This window comes from Telluria sp. LT2P34 (assembly GCF_059685915.1).
The window spans coordinates 1-15,639 of the sequence record NZ_JCASIN010000004.1; the positions used below are offsets into that span (position 1 = coordinate 1).

Sequence of the window (15,639 nt, forward strand, 5' to 3'; positions counted from 1 at the left end):
ACGAACTGCAAACCGGCCTCAGGAAGTACATCCACTACTACAATCACGACCGCATCAAGATGAAACTAAAAGGGCTGAGTCCTGTGCAATACAGAACCCAGCCCTTGGCCGCCTAGCGAACTTAACCGTCCAACTTTAGGGGGTCAGTTCATCTGACTGGCGGGGTTTTTTTATCATGTCAACGACGCATTACCAGATAATCACGCGATCCTTCGGCGCCAGATACATCTTGTCGCCCGGCTTGACCTTGAAGGTCTCGTAGAAGCCCGGCTGGTTCATCAGGGTGCCATTCGCGCGGAACTGGCCCGGCGAGTGCGGGTCGGTTTTCACTTGGGCGATGCGGGCCGGCTCGCGCATCTTTTCGCGCCAGACCTGGGCCCAGCCCATGTACAGGCGCTGCTCGCCGGTGAGGCCATTGATGACTGGCGCCTTCTTGCCCTTGAGCGAGAGCTGGTAGGCCTTCGCCGCGATTGCCAGGCCCGAGTTGTCGGCGATGTTTTCGCCCAGGGTCAGTTCGCCGTTGACGGTGTAGCCCGGCAGCGGGCTGTAGGCGTTGTACTGCTTGACGAGCTGGGTGGCCTTGGCCTTGAAGTTCTTGTGGTCGGCCGCGGTCCACCAGTCGCGCAGGTTGCCGTTGCCGTCGTACTGGGCGCCCTGGTCGTCGAAGCCGTGGCTGATTTCGTGGCCGATGACGGCGCCGATGCCGCCGTAGTTGACCGCATCGTCGGCATTCGCGTCGAAGAACGGCGGCTGCAGGATCGCGGCCGGGAACACGATTTCGTTCATCTCCGGGTTGTAATAGGCGTTGATGGTCTGCGGCGTCATGCCCCACTCTTCGCGGTCGATCGGCTTGCCCAGCTTGTTGATCTCGCGGTCGGCTTCGACCACACGCGAACGCATCACGTTGCCGACCAGGTCGTCACGCTTGACAATCAGTGCCGAGTAATCCTTCCACTTGTTCGGGTAGCCGATCTTCGGGGTGAACTTGGCCAGCTTGGCTTGCGCTTCCTTCTTGGTTGCCGGGCTCATCCAGTCGATCTTGTCGATGCTTTGCTTGTAGGCGGCCAGCAGGTTTTGCACCAGCTTTTCCATGCGCGCCTTGTGCTCGGCCGGGAAGTATTCGGCCACGTAGAGTTTACCCAGCGACTCGCCCTGGGTGCGCTCGACGATGCTCACGCCGCGCTTCCAGCGTGGTTCGATTGCCGTCACGCCCGACAGGGTGGTGCCGTAGAAATCGAAACGCTCGTCGACGAATTTCTTCGACAGGAAGCTGGCGTAGGATTCGATCAGGTGCAGCGACAGGTAAGCCTTCCAGGTGTCGAGCGGCGTCTTGTTGGAGACCTCGACGAAGGATTTCAGGTAGGTCGGCTGGCTGACGATGACGTAACTGGCCTTGCTCGACAGGCCGGCGGCATCGAACCAGGCCTTCCAGTCGAAGCCTGGCGCAGTCTTGCCCATGTCGGCCAGGTTGACCTTGTTGTAGGCCTTGACCGGGTCGCGCAGTTCGACCTTGGTCCACTGGACGCGGGCGATCTCGGTTTCGAAGTCGACGATCGCTTTGGCGTTGGCGGCGGCGTTGCGGTCGCCGGCCAGCACCAGCATCTTCTCGACGTGCTGCTGGTATTTGGCGCGGGTGGCGGCCAGCTTGGCGTCGTCCGCCTTCAGGTAATAGTCGCGGTCCGGCATGCCCAGGCCGCCCTGCATGATGTCGGCCACGTACTTGGTCGAATCCTTGTTGTCCTGGTGGATGGCGAAATCGAAAGGCACGCCGACGCCGATCTTGCCCAGGCGCGCCAGCATCGCCGGCAGCTCGGACTTGTCCTTCATTGCCGCGATCTTCGCCAGTTCGCCCTGGAGCGGCGTGGCGCCCAGGGTTTCCAGGCGCGCCTCGTCCATGAAGCTGGCGTAGAAGTCGCCGATACGCTGGGCGTCGGTGGCGGCGGCGCCATTGGTCGCGGCGGATTTTTCAATGATGCCGCGCAGGCGCGGCAGGGTGTTTTCGCGCAGCTGCATGAACGAACCCCAGCTTGCCTTGTCGGCCGGGATCTCGGTGTTTTTCAACCATTTGCCGTTCAGGTATTCGAAGAAGTCGTCTTGCGGACGCACCGAAGGCTCGATGTATTCGGTGGCGACGCCGGACGACAGCACGGGCGCCTTGGCACTCTTCGCGGTCGCACCGGCGGCGCCGGCGGCAGGCGCTGCCTGGGCCACGCTGGAAACCAGGGCCAGCGTCAGTGCGCTCAGCAGATATTGTTTTTTCATGTCTCTCTCTCTTTTGTCCGTTTATGTTTGGTCAACCAGATGAAAAACCGGCGCTCATGGCGCCGGCTTGCATGCGAGGCCCCGGCTGGACATATGCATGTCATGCATACAGCTGCATGCGCACGCTTTCTGTCCAGCCGATCGACGACTTTACCAGATCTTGACGCGATCTTTCGGCGCCAGATACATCTTGTCGCCTTCTTTCACGCCGAAGGCTTCGTAGAAGGCCGGGTGGTTCATCACGGTGCCGTTGGCGCGGAACTGGCCCGGCGAGTGCGGGTCGGTTTTCACTTGCACGATCTGCTGGGCTTCGCGCATCTTCGAGCGCCACACCTGGCCGAAGCCCATGAAGAAGCGCTGGTCGCCGGTGAGGCCGTCGATCACGGGCGCCGGCTTGCCATTCAAGGAGATCTTGTAGGCTTTGTAGGCAATCGCCAGGCCGGACAGGTCGCCGATGTTTTCGCCGAGGGTCAGTTCGCCGTTGACGTTATAGCCCGGCAGCGGGCTGTAGCCGTTGTACTGCTTGACCAGCATGTCGGCGCGTTTCTGGAACGCTTCGCGGTCTTCCTTGGTCCACCAGTCGCGCAGGTTGCCTTCGCCGTCGGACTTGCTGCCCTTGTCGTCGAAGCCGTGGCCGATTTCGTGGCCGATCACGGCGCCGATGGCGCCGTAGTTGACGGCGTCGTCGGCGCGCATGTCGAAGAACGGCGGCTGCAGGATCGCGGCCGGGAACACGATCTCGTTCATCGAGCTGCTGTAGTAGGCGTTGACCGTCTGCGGCGTCATGCCCCACTCTTCGCGGTCGATCGGCATGCCCAGCTTGGTGATGTTGCGGTTGTAGCCGAACTCCGACGCACGCTTGACGTTGCCCACCAGGTCATCCTTGCGGATGGTCAGCTTCGAGTAGTCGCGCCACTTGTTCGGGTAGCCGACTTTCGGCACGAACTTGGCCAGTTTCTTCTGGGCTTCGACCTTGGTGGCCGGGGTCATCCAGTCGAGTTCGTCGATGCTTTGCTTGTAGGCGGCGGTGACGTTCTTCACCAGTTCTTCCATGCGCGCCTTGCGCTCGGCCGGGAAATGCTGGGCCACGTACTGGCGGCCGGCCGCTTCGCCCAGCGCGCCTTCGACCAGCGAGGTGCCGATCTTCCAGCGCGGACGGTTTTCGGTGGTGCCGGTCAGGACCGTGCCGTAAAAGGCGAAGTTGGCGTCGACAAAGGCTTTCGACAGGTAAGGCGAGTATTCGCGCAGCAGGTGCCACTCGAAATACGACTTCAGGGTCGCCAGGTCGGTCTTGGCCAGCACCTCGTTGAAACCGGTCAGGTAGCTCGGCTGGGCGACGATGACGTAGTCCAGCTTCTTGCCGACGCCGGCGGCGGCCAGCGCCGCGTTCCAGTCGTAGCCCGGGGCCAGCGCGGCCAGCTCGGCCACGCTCATCTTGTTGTAGCGCTTGACGGGGTCGCGGTTCTCGACCTTGGTCCACTGCACTTTCGCCAGTTCGGTCTCGAAGTCGACGATGGCTTTGGCCTGGGCGGCGGCGTTCTTCTCGCCGGCCAGGGTCAGGACCTTGGCCACATGCGCCTCGTACTTGGTACGGGTATCGGCCATCTTCTTGTCGTCGAGATTCAGGTAGTAATCGCGGTCCGGCATGCCAAGGCCGCTCTGGCCGATGTAGGTGGCGTACTTGGTGGAGGCGCGCGCATCCTGGCCGACGCGGATGCCGTACGGCGACGACACGCCGATTTTCGACAGGTGGGCCACCAGGCCAGGAATCGCCTTCTTGTCCTTCAGAGTGCGGATGCGCTGCAGCTCGCTCGACAGCGGTTTCACGCCGAGCGTTTCCAGGCGCGCTTCATCCATGAAGCTGGCGTACAGGTCGCCGATCTTCTGGACGTCGGTGCCGGTCTTCTTCGACGGGTCCTTCTGGGCCGCCTCGATGATCGCGCGCACCTGCGTCTGGCTGTCGTCGCGCAGCTGGATGAAGGTGCCGTGGCTGGCCTTGTCCGCCGGGATCTCGGTCGCCTTCAGCCACTTGCCGTTCAGGTGGCTGAAGAAATCGTCCTGCGGACGCACCGACGGATCGATGTACTGGGTGTCGATACCGGAGATCGGTTGGCCAGGCTTGGCCGCTTGCGGTGCGGGGGCCGCCGCGTGGGCGAAGCTCGCCACCGCGGACAGGATCAGGGTGCTCAGAAGAGTAGGTTTCAAGGGAAGTCCTCGTTTGCCGAAAGAAAACGCGCACCGGGCCACAACCGCTTGCCCATGCGCACCAACAGAATTGTTACTTGGCCACAGCCGCGTCGAACACTTGTCATTACAGACTGATCGTGCGCAATACGGCTTGCAGGCATCCTGCAAGCATGCCCGATCCGTGCCGATCCGTCGAGAGGGAGTGTTGCAAAAATTTATCCGCAACGGCGGAAGCCCGATTTACCCGTCCTGGATTGTGGCGCCGGTTTGCGGCAGCGCCACCACGGGGCTGCCCGATTCGGGTTTATACTGGTTGCGCGCTATCTCATGCGTGCGCCACCACCAGGATCTATGGCCTCCACTCTCAAGAATACCGGCCTGCTCGCCGTCGGTGTCGTCGCCGGCGTCGCCGTCACGATGCAGTTTTCCGCGCTCGCCTATAAACCGGTCGAGCCGAGCATGCCGCTCGACCAGTTGCAGCAACTGGCGAAGGTGGTTGGCATCATCCAGTCCGACTACGTCGAGCCGGTGGCGGGCGCCAAGCTCCTGACCGATGCCATCAGCGGCATGGTCGACGCCCTCGATCCGCACTCGGCCTACCTCGACCCGGCCGCCTACCGCGAGCTGCGCGAAGGCACCGAGGGCAAGTTCGTCGGCCTGGGCATCGAGATCGGCGAGAGCGACGAGGGCTATATCGAAATCGTCACGCCGATGGAAGACTCGCCGGCCGAACGCGCCGGCATCCGCGCGGGAGATTTGATCACCCGCATCGAGGGCATCGACGTGCGCGGGCTCGGCCTGGAAGAAGCGGTCAAGCGCATGCGCGGCACGCCCGGCACCCGCGTCACGCTTACCATCGCACGCCAGAATCTGCCGCAGCCGCTGGTGCTGACCGTCGAGCGCCAGGAAATCGTCCAGAAAAGCGTCAAGGCGAAAATCGTCGAACCGGGTTATGGCTGGCTGCGCATCGCCCAGTTCCAGGAGCCGACGGTCGACGACATGGCCGCCAAACTGGCCGAACTGGCGCGCAAGGAACCGAACCTGAAAGGCCTGGTGCTCGATCTGCGTAACGATCCCGGCGGCCTGCTGCAGGGCGCGATCGGCGTCGCCGCCGCCTTCCTGCCGGACGGGGTGGAAATCGTTTCCACGAATGGGCAATTGCCCGAATCGCGAGGGCGCTACTATGGCCGGCCCGAGCACTACATGCTGCGCAACGGACCCGATCCCTTGTCCAGCGTTCCGGCCATCTTCAAAACGCTGCCGCTGGTGGTGCTGGTCAATACCGGTTCGGCCTCGGCCTCCGAAATCGTCGCCGGCGCGCTCCAGGACCACAAGCGCGCCGTCATCGTCGGCAGCCAGACTTTCGGCAAGGGCTCGGTCCAGACGATCCGCCCGATCGGGCGCGACGCAGCGGTGAAACTCACCACCGCGCGCTACTACACCCCGCTCGGGCGCTCGATCCAGGCGCGCGGCATCGTCCCCGACGTCGCCGTCGACGAAAATGTCGATAACGATGGCCTGAACGCGCTGCGCCTGCGCGAGGCCGACCTGCAGCACCACCTGCTCGGGGACAACGCCCAGGAAAAGAAGACGCGGCCGGACGACATCGAAGAGCAGATCGCCCTGCTCGACGCCGCGCGCGACAGCGTTCCGCTCGACTATGGCAGCGCGGGCGACTTCCAGCTGGCCCAGGCGCTGCGGCACCTGAAGGGGCAACCGGTACAGCTGTCGAAGCGCCCGGCAGAACCCGCCCTGGCGCGCCAACCCTGAGCGGGTGATGGCCTTCCCGACAATTCCCAGGCCCCGGCCAATTGTGTAGAATCGCCGTCATCCACCGGGGATTGTTCCCTCATCGTCTTTGAAAGTCCTGAAAATGAAACCTGTCGTCATCAGCGGCACCGGCCTGTTTACGCCTCCCCATTCGATCTCGAACGATGAGCTGGTGACGGCGTTCAATGCCTATGTCCAGCTGTATAACGCCGAGCATGCCGAGGCGATCGCCGCCGGCAGCGTGGTCGCCCTCGAACCGTCGAGCAGCGGCTTCATCGAAAAAGCCTCGGGCATCAAGTCGCGCTACGTGATGGAAAAGGCAGGCATCCTCGACCCGACGCGCATGACCTCGCGCATCGCCGAGCGCGCCGACGACGAACTGTCGCTGCAGGCCGAAATCTGCGTGGCCGCGGCGCGCGATGCACTGGCGCGCGCCGGGCGCGTGGCCGCCGACATCGACATGGTGCTGGTCGCCGCCTCGAACATGCAGCGCCCCTACCCGGCAATGGCGGTCGAGGTGCAGGAAGCGCTCGGCATCGAGGGCTATGGCTTCGACATGAACGTGGCCTGCTCGTCGGCCACCTTCGGCATCCAGACCGCGATGGCCGCGGTGCAGACCGGCCAGGCGCGCGCGGTACTCGTGCTGAACCCGGAAATCACCAGCGCCCACCTGAATTTCCGCGACCGCGACAGCCACTTCATTTTCGGCGACGCCTGTACCGCGATGGTCATCGAAGCGGCCGATACGGCCGTCGGCGACCACCAGTTCGAGATCCTCGAATCGAAGCTGAAAACCAAATTTTCGAATAACATCCGCAACAATTTCGGTTTCATGAACCGTTTTGACGAAGCCGGCGCCGGCAAGGACGACAAGCTGTTTCGCCAGCAGGGCCGCAAGGTGTTCAAGGAAGTGTGCCCGATGGCCGCCGAAATGATCCGCGAGACCGTGCAAAAAGCCGGGCTCGAGATCGGCCAGGTGTCGCGCTACTGGCTGCACCAGGCCAACCTGAACATGAACCTGCTCATCGCCCGCACCCTGCTCGGGCGCGATGCCGAACCGAACGAAGCGCCGGTGATCCTTGACACCTATGCCAACACCTCGTCGGCCGGCTCGATCATCGCCTTCCACACCCACCAGGACGACCTGCCGGCCGGCGCGCATGGCGTGATCTGCTCGTTCGGCGCCGGGTATTCGATCGGCTGCGTGGTGGTGCGTAAAAAGTAAATCACAAACGCGCTGCCAGCTCCGCCCCTTCCCGAATCGCCCGCTTCGCATCCAGCTCCGCCGCCAGCACCGCCCCGCCGATCTTGTGGAAGGTAGTGGCGCTGGCCGCGCCGGCGGTCAGCTCGTCCAGGCTGTCCTGCCCGGCGCAGACCACGACATGGTCCACTTCCAGCAGGCGCGACTCGCCCCCCACCGTGATGTGCAGGCCGGCGTCGTCGATGCGGTCGTACTGCACCCCCGCCAGCATCTGCACGCCGCCGCGTGTCAAGGCCGCCCGGTGCACCCAGCCCGAGGTTTTACCCAGGCCGGCGCCCGGGCGCGTGCTTTTACGCTGCAACAGGTACAACTGGCGGTAGGGAGGCGCCGGCCGTGGGGCCACCAGTCCCCCTTCGACCGTCGCATTCAGGTCGACGCCCCACTCCGCCGTCCAGGTGGCGACCGGCTGCGGCAGCGGGTGCGCCGGATCGTGCAGCAGGAATTCTCCGGTATCGAAGCCGATGCCGCCGGCGCCGATGATCGCCACCCGCTTGCCGACATGGACCTTGTCGCGCAGGACGTCGAGATAGGACAGCACTTTCGGATGGTCGATGCCGGGAATGGCCGGCATGCGCACCCGCACCCCGGTGGCGACGATGACGTCGTCGAAGCCTTCCGCCAACAAGGCGTCGCGCGTGACGCGCTGGCCGAGCCGCACGTCGACCCCGGTGCTGCCCAGCTTGCGGGTGAAATAACGGATGGTTTCGGCGAATTCTTCCTTGCCGGGCACCTGCATGGCGATGTTGAACTGGCCGCCGACCTGGCTGGACGATTCGAACAGCGTCACCATATGGCCGCGCTCGGCGGCGACGGTGGCGGCCGACAGCCCGGCCGGCCCGGCGCCGACCACGGCGATGCGGCGCGGTTTATCCGTCTTCGCATACACCAGTTCGGTCTCGTGGCAGGCGCGCGGATTGACCAGGCAGCTGGCGCGTTTATTCGCGAAGGTGTGGTCGAGGCAAGCCTGGTTGCAGCCGATGCAGGTATTGATCTCGTCGGCGCGGCCGGCGGCGGCCTTGGCGACAAAGGCGGCGTCGGCCAGGAAGGGGCGCGCCATCGACACCATGTCGGCGTCGCCGCGCGCCAGCAGGTCTTCGGCTTCAAACGGCATGTTGATGCGGTTCGAGGCCACTACCGGGATGCCCACTTCGCGCCGCAGTCTCCCCGCGACGCTGGCAAAGGCCGCGCGCGGCACCGAGGTGACGATGGTGGGAATGCGCGCCTCGTGCCAGCCATAGCCGGTATTCAGGATGGTCACGCCGGCCGCCTCGAGCGCGCGCGCCACCGTGATCACCTCGTCCCAGGTATTGCCGCCCTCGACCAGGTCGAGCACCGAGTGGCGGTACATGATGATGAAATCCGGGCCGACGGCGGCGCGGATGCGACGCACGACCTCGAGCGCCAGGCGCATCCGGTTCTCGATCGGGCCGCCCCAGCGGTCCGTGCGCTGGTTCACGCGCGCGCACAGGAACTGGTTCAGCAAATACCCCTCGCTGCCCATCACTTCGACGCCGTCATAACCACTGAGTTTGGCCAGCTTGGCGCAGCGCACATAGGCGGCGATGGTCGACTCGATCCCGCTTTCGGTGAGCGCCTTCGGCTTGAACGGCGAGATCGGCGATTTGACGGCGGAGGCGGACACGACAAACGGCTGATAACCGTAGCGGCCGGCGTGCAGGATCTGCATCAGGATCTTGCCGCCCTCTTCGTGGACGGCGCGGGTGACGCGGCGGTGGTTCGGCACGTCGCCGATAACATTCAGGGTGCCGCCCAGCGGCAGCAGCCAGCCCTGGCGGTTCGGCGAAATGCCGCCGGTGACGATCAGGCCGACCCCGCCGGCCGCGCGTTCGCGGTAGAAGGCGGCCAGTTTTCCGTAGTTATAAAAACGGTCTTCGAGTCCGGTATGCATCGAGCCCATGATCACGCGGTTCTTGAGCGTGGTGAAGCCGAGGTCGAGGGGGCTGAGCAGGTGGGGGTAGGCAGTAGGCGTCATCACACCAGGTAACTCTCCGGCGCGCGCAATTCCGCGAACTGCTCGATGCTGCCGATGCGTACCGTCACGGGATTCAGGCTGGCGCTGGGCGACATCGAGCGCCAGGCGAAGCGCCACTCCTGTTCCTGGGCCTGGGCCCGGCTGCCGGTAAAGGCGGCGCCCAGCGGCGAGCGGCTGCCGTATTCGACGGCGCCGTCGATGCCGGCCCAGTTCGGCAGCGCGCGCTGCACGGCGCGGTGCAGGCGCTCGCCGAACAGCTCGGTGTTGTGGATCACGAGGCAGCAGTCGGCCGGTCCCAGCACCTCGAACAGGTTCTTGCTCCAGGCGCGCGAGAACGACACGGTCAAAAAGCCGTTGCTTGGCGTCAGCCGGAACTGGCCGGCGCCGAGCGCCTGTTCGAGCTCGTCGCGCATGCCGTAACGGTGCAGGGTGGGAGGGCGCTGGTAGTCGTGCATGTGTTACCCGATTTCTGAAGTTAAGTGCGGCGCTCGCCCGGCGCCAGGCTGGCCCCGTGGCGGATGCGCATGAAGCGCGAGGAAATGAAAATCTCGCGCAGGAAAAAAACGAAGCTGAAGATCAGGCCGAACATCGCCATCACGAAGGAGGCGGCGATGTACTGATCGAGCTTGATGTTGGCGCTGTCGCCCAGGAACAGCATGGCGATCACGAGGCAGACCAGCAGGCCGCAGAAGGTGCTCGAGGTGATCGCGTAGTTGATCAGGTGCGAACGCGTGTACAGGGTTTCGAGCTCCCCGGTGTACTCGTCGTTGGCGGCGATGCGCAGGCGGTCTTCCAGCACCCGGGTGCGGTCGATGATGCGCGCCAGGCGATTGGTCAGCACCGTCAGCTTGGTCGCCACGCCCGTCAGCAGGAAGACGGGCGCGATCGCCAGCTGGATCATGTGGCCGATGTCGCTAATCTGGATATTCATGAAAACACGTTGTTGGGTGTTGGATAGGTGTCAGGCATAGTGTAGCAGCCGCTCTTTTCGGCATCGCGCGGCGCCGGCATCAATCGAAGCGGCCGTAGCGCTTGAACGCATCGGTCGCGCCGACGAGCGCACGCGCGATGCCGAGCTCGAGTGCGCCGTGGCCGGCGTCCGGCACCATGCGCAGTTGCGCGCCCGGCCAGGCCGCGTGCAGCCGGTGCGCCGACAGCGGCGGACAGATCACGTCATAGCGGCCCTGCACGATCACGGCGGGCAAGTGGTTGATGCGCCCGATATTGCGCACCAGCTGGTCTTCGGACAGAAAGGCGCCGTTTGCCATGTAGTGGGCCTCGAGCCGGCCGACCCCGAGATCGAGCGTATCGGACGGCTGCTCTTCTTCTTGCGGCAGCAGGAACACGCGGCGGCCCTCGAAACGGCTCCAGGCGCGCGCGGCCGGCCAGTACACGGCGGGATCGTCGCTCAGCAGGCGGCGGGTGTAGGCCTGCAGCAGCTGGTCGCGTTCGGCGATCGGGATCGGGGCCACGAATTCCTCGTACAGTTCCGGATAAAACCACTCGATGCCATGCAGAAACCAGTCGACTTCGGCGGGCGTGCACAGGAAGATCCCGCGCAGCACGAAGCCGAGGCAGCGCTCGGGATGCGCCTCGCCGTAGGCCAGTGCCAGCGTCGAGCCCCAGGAGCCGCCGAAGACGAGCCAGCGGTCGATGCCGAACAGCGTGCGCAGGCGTTCGATGTCCTCGATCAGCAGTTGGGTCGTGTTGCTCCGCCATTCGCCCAGCGGCGTCGACTTGCCGGCGCCGCGCTGGTCGAACAGGATGATGCGGTAGGCTTGCGGGTCGAAGAAACGCCGGTGCTGGGGCGACAGGCCAGCGCCCGGCCCGCCGTGCAGGAACACCACCGGGATGCCGTTCGGATTGCCCACCTCTTCCCAGTAGAGCGTGTGCAGTTGGTCGACGGGAAGCATGCCGTGGCGGACAGGTTGTATCGGTGGGAACAGCGACGGCGGGGTGGCGGGCATGGCGGCTCTCTCGAAGATCGAGCAAGGATTGTAGCTTACCGCCACACGCTTTCAGAAGCGGCGGGCGGTCTCAGAAGCAGGTATTGATCGCCCCGCGCACCTGGTAATCGTCGTCGACGCAGAGCAGCAGCGGCCACTTGTCGAAGGTGGTGCAAGGGTGGGAGATGCCGCAGCCGACCAGGTCCCCCACGTTCATGTCGGCGCAGACAGGATGCCCTTCCGGCAGCCGCAAATAGGCGTGCTGGTCGTTGAGCTTGAAGACCGCGCAGCCGTCCGGCAAGCGGTGCGGCGTGCCGGGGCCGGGACGGTGATACACCAGCGGAATCGGCAGGTCGGCATCGTAGGAGGCGTCGCGCTTGCCCATCGTCAGGATCGCCAGCGTCGGTTCCGGGCGCGACTGCACCATCGACCAGACCTCCAGGGCCGGGCGCAAGCCACCACCCGCTCGCGCGCCTTCGCGTGCGTCGAGTTCCTGCAAATGACGGTGATAAGTGCCATGGTCGCTCGTCAGGTAGCAGCCGCTGCGCAGCACCGCGCGTAAGGGCCGCGACAATCCAACAGCCTCGCTGCCGACCTGACCGAAACGGCGCGCCACCAGGTCGAAATAGGAGGAGCCGCCGGCGGACAGGATGATTTCGCTGCCCGTAAACAATCCTTCGTCGTCGGCGCCTTGCACCAGCGCCACCAGCTGCGCCAGGAAGGCGTCGACCGCCTGCAGGTCGGCGCCGCGGTCGTCCGAGACAAGTAATCCTTCATAGCCTTCGAAGCCGGCCAGCTGCAAGCCGGGCGCGCCGGCGATGGCGCGTGCCACGGTAATCGCTTCCTCAGGCGTGCGGCAACCGGCGCGCTTGCCCGCCAGGCCCAGCTCGACCAGCACCGGCAGTGGCCGCGCCAAGGGGTGCAGGCCGACGGCATCGGCCAGGCGCGCCACCCCGGCCAGCGAATCGGCCAGCACGATGCACTCGAAATCCGGGTCGCCGCGCAGCAGCGCCAGCACCGAGCGGATGTCGCTGTGTCCCACCAGCTGGTTTGCCAGCAGCACGCGGCGCACGCCGAAACGGTGCGCCACCTGCACCTGGGTAGCGGTGGCCAGCGTGATGCCCCAGGCCCCGTTGGCCAGCTGGGCGGCGAATAACTGCGGGCTCATCGTCGTCTTGCCGTGCGGCGCGAGCGTGACGCCATGGCGCTCGCAGAAGCTGCGCATCCAGGCCAGGTTGTGCAGCAGGCTCGACGTTTTCAGGATCGCTACCGGGAAGCTGGCGTCGCCATGCAGCAGGTTCCAGCCCTGCAGGCCGAGCGCGCCCTGGCGCAGCGCTTCCGTGATCGGCAAGCCTTTGACGCCGGGCTGCAACAGCTGTTCGTCGAGCCAGGCCAGGGCCAGGCCGTCGTGCGGGAGGGTGTGCATGGCGCCTTTCTCTCTAGTTAATTGCCCTGGCGCTGGCGCGCCCGCAGGTCACTGCGCAAGCGCTCGTGCGACGGGGTCAACCCGTACTCGTCGGGCGTATAGGTGATGCCGGGCAGGATGCTGTCGCTTTCCAGCTGCGGCAATAAATCGTCGAGCAGCTCCTGCAAGTCGAATTCGTGCGGCGCATAGCCGTCCCATTCGAGCACCGCGCATTGCTGCGCCAGTTCGTTCGTGGGCCACATCGGGAACACGAGGGCGCCGTCGTCGGTCTTGCCGATGGCCCAGCCGTCGCGGTACAGGCCCCATACCCGGCCGCTGTCGGCCACGCGGCGAATGAAATGCTCGTAGCGCAACTCCTTCGGTAGCTGGAGCACGGCGGCGCTGGAATCGATGGTCATGGGCGTCATCAAAGTGGATCAGCCCTCAGGATACAAAAAAACGGCGGCGGGGGCCGGACGTTCGCGTGTGTCAGGGGCGCACACCATAAAAAAAGCACTGCCGCGGCAGTGCTTTCGGATGCGGCAAGACTGCCTCAGGACATGTGCTGGCCGCCGTTGATGGCGATGTTGGCGCCGGTAACGAAGGCGGCTTCGTCCGACGACAGGTAAGCGACCAGGCCGGCGACTTCATCGGGCTTGCCCAGGCGTCCCATCGGGATCTGCGGAATGATCTTGCTTTCCAGGACTTCGGACGGGATCTCCATCACCATCTTGGTGCCGATATAGCCTGGCGAAATGGTGTTGACGGTCACGCCCTTGCGCGCCACTTCCAGCGCCAGCGCCTTGGTGAAGCCGTGCATGCCGGCCTTGGCTGCCGAGTAGTTGGTCTGGCCGAAGGCGCCCTTCTGGCCGTTGACCGACGAGATGTTGATGATGCGGCCCCAGCCACGCTCGACCATGCCGTCGCAGACCGGCTTGGTCATGTTGAAGACGGAGTCGAGGTTGGTCTTGATGACGGCATCCCAATTAACCTTGTCCATCTTCTTGAAGGTCATGTCGCGCGTGATGCCGGCGTTATTTACCAGCACATCGACCGGGCCGACTTCCTGCTCGACCTGCTTGACGCAGGCCTGGGCCGACTCGTAGTCGGCCACGTCGCAAGGATAGGCCTTGAAGTTGAAGCCCTGCTCGCGCATCGATGCCAGCCAGCTGTCCACCTTGCCGCTGCCCGGCGAATGCGTCGTGACGACCGTGTAGCCGAGCGCCGCCAGCTTGATGCAAACTGCTTCGCCCAGCCCACCCATACCGCCAGTTACCAGTGCTACTCGTGCCATTGTCATCTCCTCTGTTTTTATGTGGTTGGGCCCTTGATAAACCTACTGCGCGTCGGATTATCGCTCTGCGATGCTCGCTGTACATGCGTACAGCCGCGACACCTTGGTGACTCGAGCAACACTCCTTCCGCTCGCTACGGTTTCTCAAGGCCCCGATACGTGCGTAAAAAAGCTTTTCTTTTGTTCTTCAGTCGCGCTCGACCGCCAGCGCCACGCCCATCCCGCCGCCGATGCACAGGCTGGCCAGGCCGCGCTTGGCGTCGCGCCGCTTCATTTCGTGCAGCAAGGTCACCAGCACGCGCGCGCCGGACGCGCCGATCGGGTGGCCGAGGGCGATCGCGCCGCCGTTGACGTTGATCTTCGACGTGTCCCAGCCCATTTCCTTGTTCACGGCCAGCGCCTGCGCCGCAAAAGCTTCGTTAATTTCCATCAGGTCGACCTGGTCGTGGGTCCAGCCGGCCTTTTGCAGGCACAGGCGCGAGGCCGATACCGGGCCCATGCCCATGATGGTCGGGTCCAGGCCCGACGATGCGTAAGCCTTGATGCGTGCCAGCGGGGTCAGGCCCAGCTCGCGCGCTTTCGAGGCGCTCATCATGATCACGGCGGCCGCGCCGTCGTTCAGGCCGGAAGCGTTACCGGCGGTGACGCTGCCTTCCTTGTTGAATGCCGGGCGCAGGCTGGACAGGGCCTCGATGGTGCTGCCGAGCTTCGGGTATTCGTCGGTGTCGAACACGACGGCGCCCTTTTTCGAGGGGATTTCGATCGGAATGATTTCATCCTTGAATTTGCCCGCCTTTTGCGCAGCCTCTGCCTTCAGTTGCGACTGTAGCGCGAACTCGTCCTGCTCGGCGCGCGAGATGTCGTACTTGCGTGCGACGTTCTCGGCGGTGACGCCCATGTGGTACTGGTTATAGACGTCCCACAGGCCGTCGACGATCATGGTGTCGACCAGTTTTGCGTCGCCCATGCGGAAGCCGTCGCGCGAGCCATTGAGCACGTGCGGCGAGGCGCTCATGTTTTCCTGGCCGCCGGCGATGACGATGCTGGCGTCGCCGCAGCGGATTGCCTGGGTCGCCAGGTGGGTGGCCTTCAGGCCGCTGCCGCAGACCTTGTTGATGGTGTAGGCCGGCACCATGTCGGGCAGCCCGCCCTTGATGACGGCCTGGCGTGCGGGGTTCTGGCCGGCGCCGGCGGTGAGCACCTGGCCGAGGATCACTTCGCTGATGCTGGCGGGGTCGATGCCGGTTTGCGCGAGCAACTGGCGAATTACCTGCGCGCCCAGTTCGGCGGCGGGAATCTTGGCGAGCGACCCGCCGAATTTGCCGACCGCGGTGCGGCCCGCGGCTACGATGACGACGTCTTCCATTGCTGTCTCCGGTGTCTGGCTTGGCCAGGATTGATAGCGGTGCGGCAGAAACCCGCATGGTAATTTCGAGCCCACGTGCGCGTTTGAGCGAAGTCAATCTTATCAGCTTATTCACAGAAAACAACCTGTATCTCCGCAGCGTTGACAGAGGGTTT

The 15,639-nt window shown here is 64.5% G+C and carries 13 protein-coding genes; 3 read left to right on the forward strand and 10 right to left on the reverse strand.

Annotated elements, in window-relative coordinates; translation table 11 throughout:
• Positions 1-116 (forward strand): IS3 family transposase (locus AC56KZ_RS12530; protein ID WP_497162848.1); only part of this gene is annotated, 116 nt, incomplete at its 5' end.
• A 73-nt stretch (positions 117-189) separates the two neighbouring features.
• Here the strand turns inward: AC56KZ_RS12530 and AC56KZ_RS12535 are convergent.
• Together AC56KZ_RS12535 and AC56KZ_RS12540 are read right to left on the reverse strand one after the other, a co-directional pair.
• Positions 190-2,262 carry a M13 family metallopeptidase gene (locus tag AC56KZ_RS12535; protein WP_497162505.1) on the reverse strand — a complete coding sequence of 691 codons (2,073 nt, stop codon included), beginning with the start codon at positions 2,260-2,262 and terminating at the stop codon, positions 190-192.
• A gap of 150 nt (positions 2,263-2,412) precedes the next feature.
• Positions 2,413-4,467, reverse strand: coding sequence for a M13 family metallopeptidase (locus AC56KZ_RS12540; protein WP_497162506.1), 2,055 nt, complete (start codon positions 4,465-4,467; stop codon positions 2,413-2,415).
• Between the two features lie 333 nt (positions 4,468-4,800).
• Here AC56KZ_RS12540 and AC56KZ_RS12545 point away from each other — a divergent pair, with 333 nt between their 5' ends.
• Entirely contained in the window at positions 4,801-6,219 is a 1,419-nt protein-coding gene (locus AC56KZ_RS12545) for a S41 family peptidase (protein WP_497162507.1), read from the forward strand.
• A 103-nt stretch (positions 6,220-6,322) separates the two neighbouring features.
• Positions 6,323-7,444: a beta-ketoacyl-ACP synthase III gene (locus AC56KZ_RS12550; protein ID WP_497162508.1), complete on the forward strand. Its 1,122-nt coding sequence runs from the start codon at positions 6,323-6,325 to the stop codon at positions 7,442-7,444.
• 1 nt (position 7,445) lies between these two features.
• Here AC56KZ_RS12550 and AC56KZ_RS12555 read toward each other — a convergent pair whose 3' ends face one another.
• The 8 genes from AC56KZ_RS12555 to AC56KZ_RS12590 form a co-directional block, all read right to left on the reverse strand.
• Entirely contained in the window at positions 7,446-9,473 is a 2,028-nt protein-coding gene (locus AC56KZ_RS12555; protein ID WP_497162509.1) for an oxidoreductase, read from the reverse strand.
• Positions 9,473-9,928, reverse strand: a complete 456-nt coding sequence (locus AC56KZ_RS12560) for a hypothetical protein (protein WP_497162510.1) — start codon at positions 9,926-9,928, stop codon at positions 9,473-9,475. The genes AC56KZ_RS12555 and AC56KZ_RS12560 overlap by 1 nt, the downstream gene beginning before the upstream one ends.
• A gap of 20 nt (positions 9,929-9,948) precedes the next feature.
• Positions 9,949-10,404, reverse strand: coding sequence for a DUF2721 domain-containing protein (locus AC56KZ_RS12565; protein ID WP_497162511.1), 456 nt, complete (start codon positions 10,402-10,404; stop codon positions 9,949-9,951).
• 79 nt (positions 10,405-10,483) lie between these two features.
• The gene (gene pip / locus AC56KZ_RS12570) at positions 10,484-11,440 is read right to left on the reverse strand and encodes a prolyl aminopeptidase (RefSeq protein WP_497162512.1); all 957 of its coding nucleotides are present in this window, start codon (positions 11,438-11,440) and stop codon (positions 10,484-10,486) included.
• 70 nt (positions 11,441-11,510) lie between these two features.
• Positions 11,511-12,845, reverse strand: coding sequence for an amino acid deaminase (locus AC56KZ_RS12575; RefSeq protein WP_497162513.1), 1,335 nt, complete (start codon positions 12,843-12,845; stop codon positions 11,511-11,513).
• A gap of 17 nt (positions 12,846-12,862) precedes the next feature.
• Positions 12,863-13,243, reverse strand: a complete 381-nt coding sequence (locus tag AC56KZ_RS12580) for a DUF2750 domain-containing protein (protein ID WP_497162514.1) — start codon at positions 13,241-13,243, stop codon at positions 12,863-12,865.
• A 134-nt stretch (positions 13,244-13,377) separates the two neighbouring features.
• On the reverse strand, positions 13,378-14,118 hold the full coding sequence (gene phbB / locus AC56KZ_RS12585; RefSeq protein WP_497162515.1) for an acetoacetyl-CoA reductase: 741 nt from the start codon (positions 14,116-14,118) through the stop codon (positions 13,378-13,380).
• Positions 14,119-14,305: 187 nt separating this feature from the next.
• Positions 14,306-15,484, reverse strand: coding sequence for an acetyl-CoA C-acetyltransferase (locus AC56KZ_RS12590; RefSeq protein WP_497162516.1), 1,179 nt, complete (start codon positions 15,482-15,484; stop codon positions 14,306-14,308).
• Between the last annotated feature and the right edge of the window lie 155 nt (positions 15,485-15,639).

Coding starts and splice junctions, on each gene's coding strand:
- AC56KZ_RS12535 (WP_497162505.1), bottom strand. CDS start 2,262: ATGAAAAAACAATATCTGCTGAGCGCACTGACGCTGGCCCTGGTTTCC.
- AC56KZ_RS12545 (WP_497162507.1), top strand. CDS start 4,801: ATGGCCTCCACTCTCAAGAATACCGGCCTGCTCGCCGTCGGTGTCGTC.
- AC56KZ_RS12550 (WP_497162508.1), top strand. CDS start 6,323: ATGAAACCTGTCGTCATCAGCGGCACCGGCCTGTTTACGCCTCCCCAT.
- AC56KZ_RS12555 (WP_497162509.1), bottom strand. CDS start 9,473: ATGACGCCTACTGCCTACCCCCACCTGCTCAGCCCCCTCGACCTCGGC.
- AC56KZ_RS12560 (WP_497162510.1), bottom strand. CDS start 9,928: ATGCACGACTACCAGCGCCCTCCCACCCTGCACCGTTACGGCATGCGC.
- AC56KZ_RS12565 (WP_497162511.1), bottom strand. CDS start 10,404: ATGAATATCCAGATTAGCGACATCGGCCACATGATCCAGCTGGCGATC.
- pip (WP_497162512.1), bottom strand. CDS start 11,440: ATGCCCGCCACCCCGCCGTCGCTGTTCCCACCGATACAACCTGTCCGC.
- AC56KZ_RS12575 (WP_497162513.1), bottom strand. CDS start 12,845: ATGCACACCCTCCCGCACGACGGCCTGGCCCTGGCCTGGCTCGACGAA.
- AC56KZ_RS12580 (WP_497162514.1), bottom strand. CDS start 13,243: ATGACCATCGATTCCAGCGCCGCCGTGCTCCAGCTACCGAAGGAGTTG.
- phbB (WP_497162515.1), bottom strand. CDS start 14,118: ATGGCACGAGTAGCACTGGTAACTGGCGGTATGGGTGGGCTGGGCGAA.
- AC56KZ_RS12590 (WP_497162516.1), bottom strand. CDS start 15,484: ATGGAAGACGTCGTCATCGTAGCCGCGGGCCGCACCGCGGTCGGCAAA.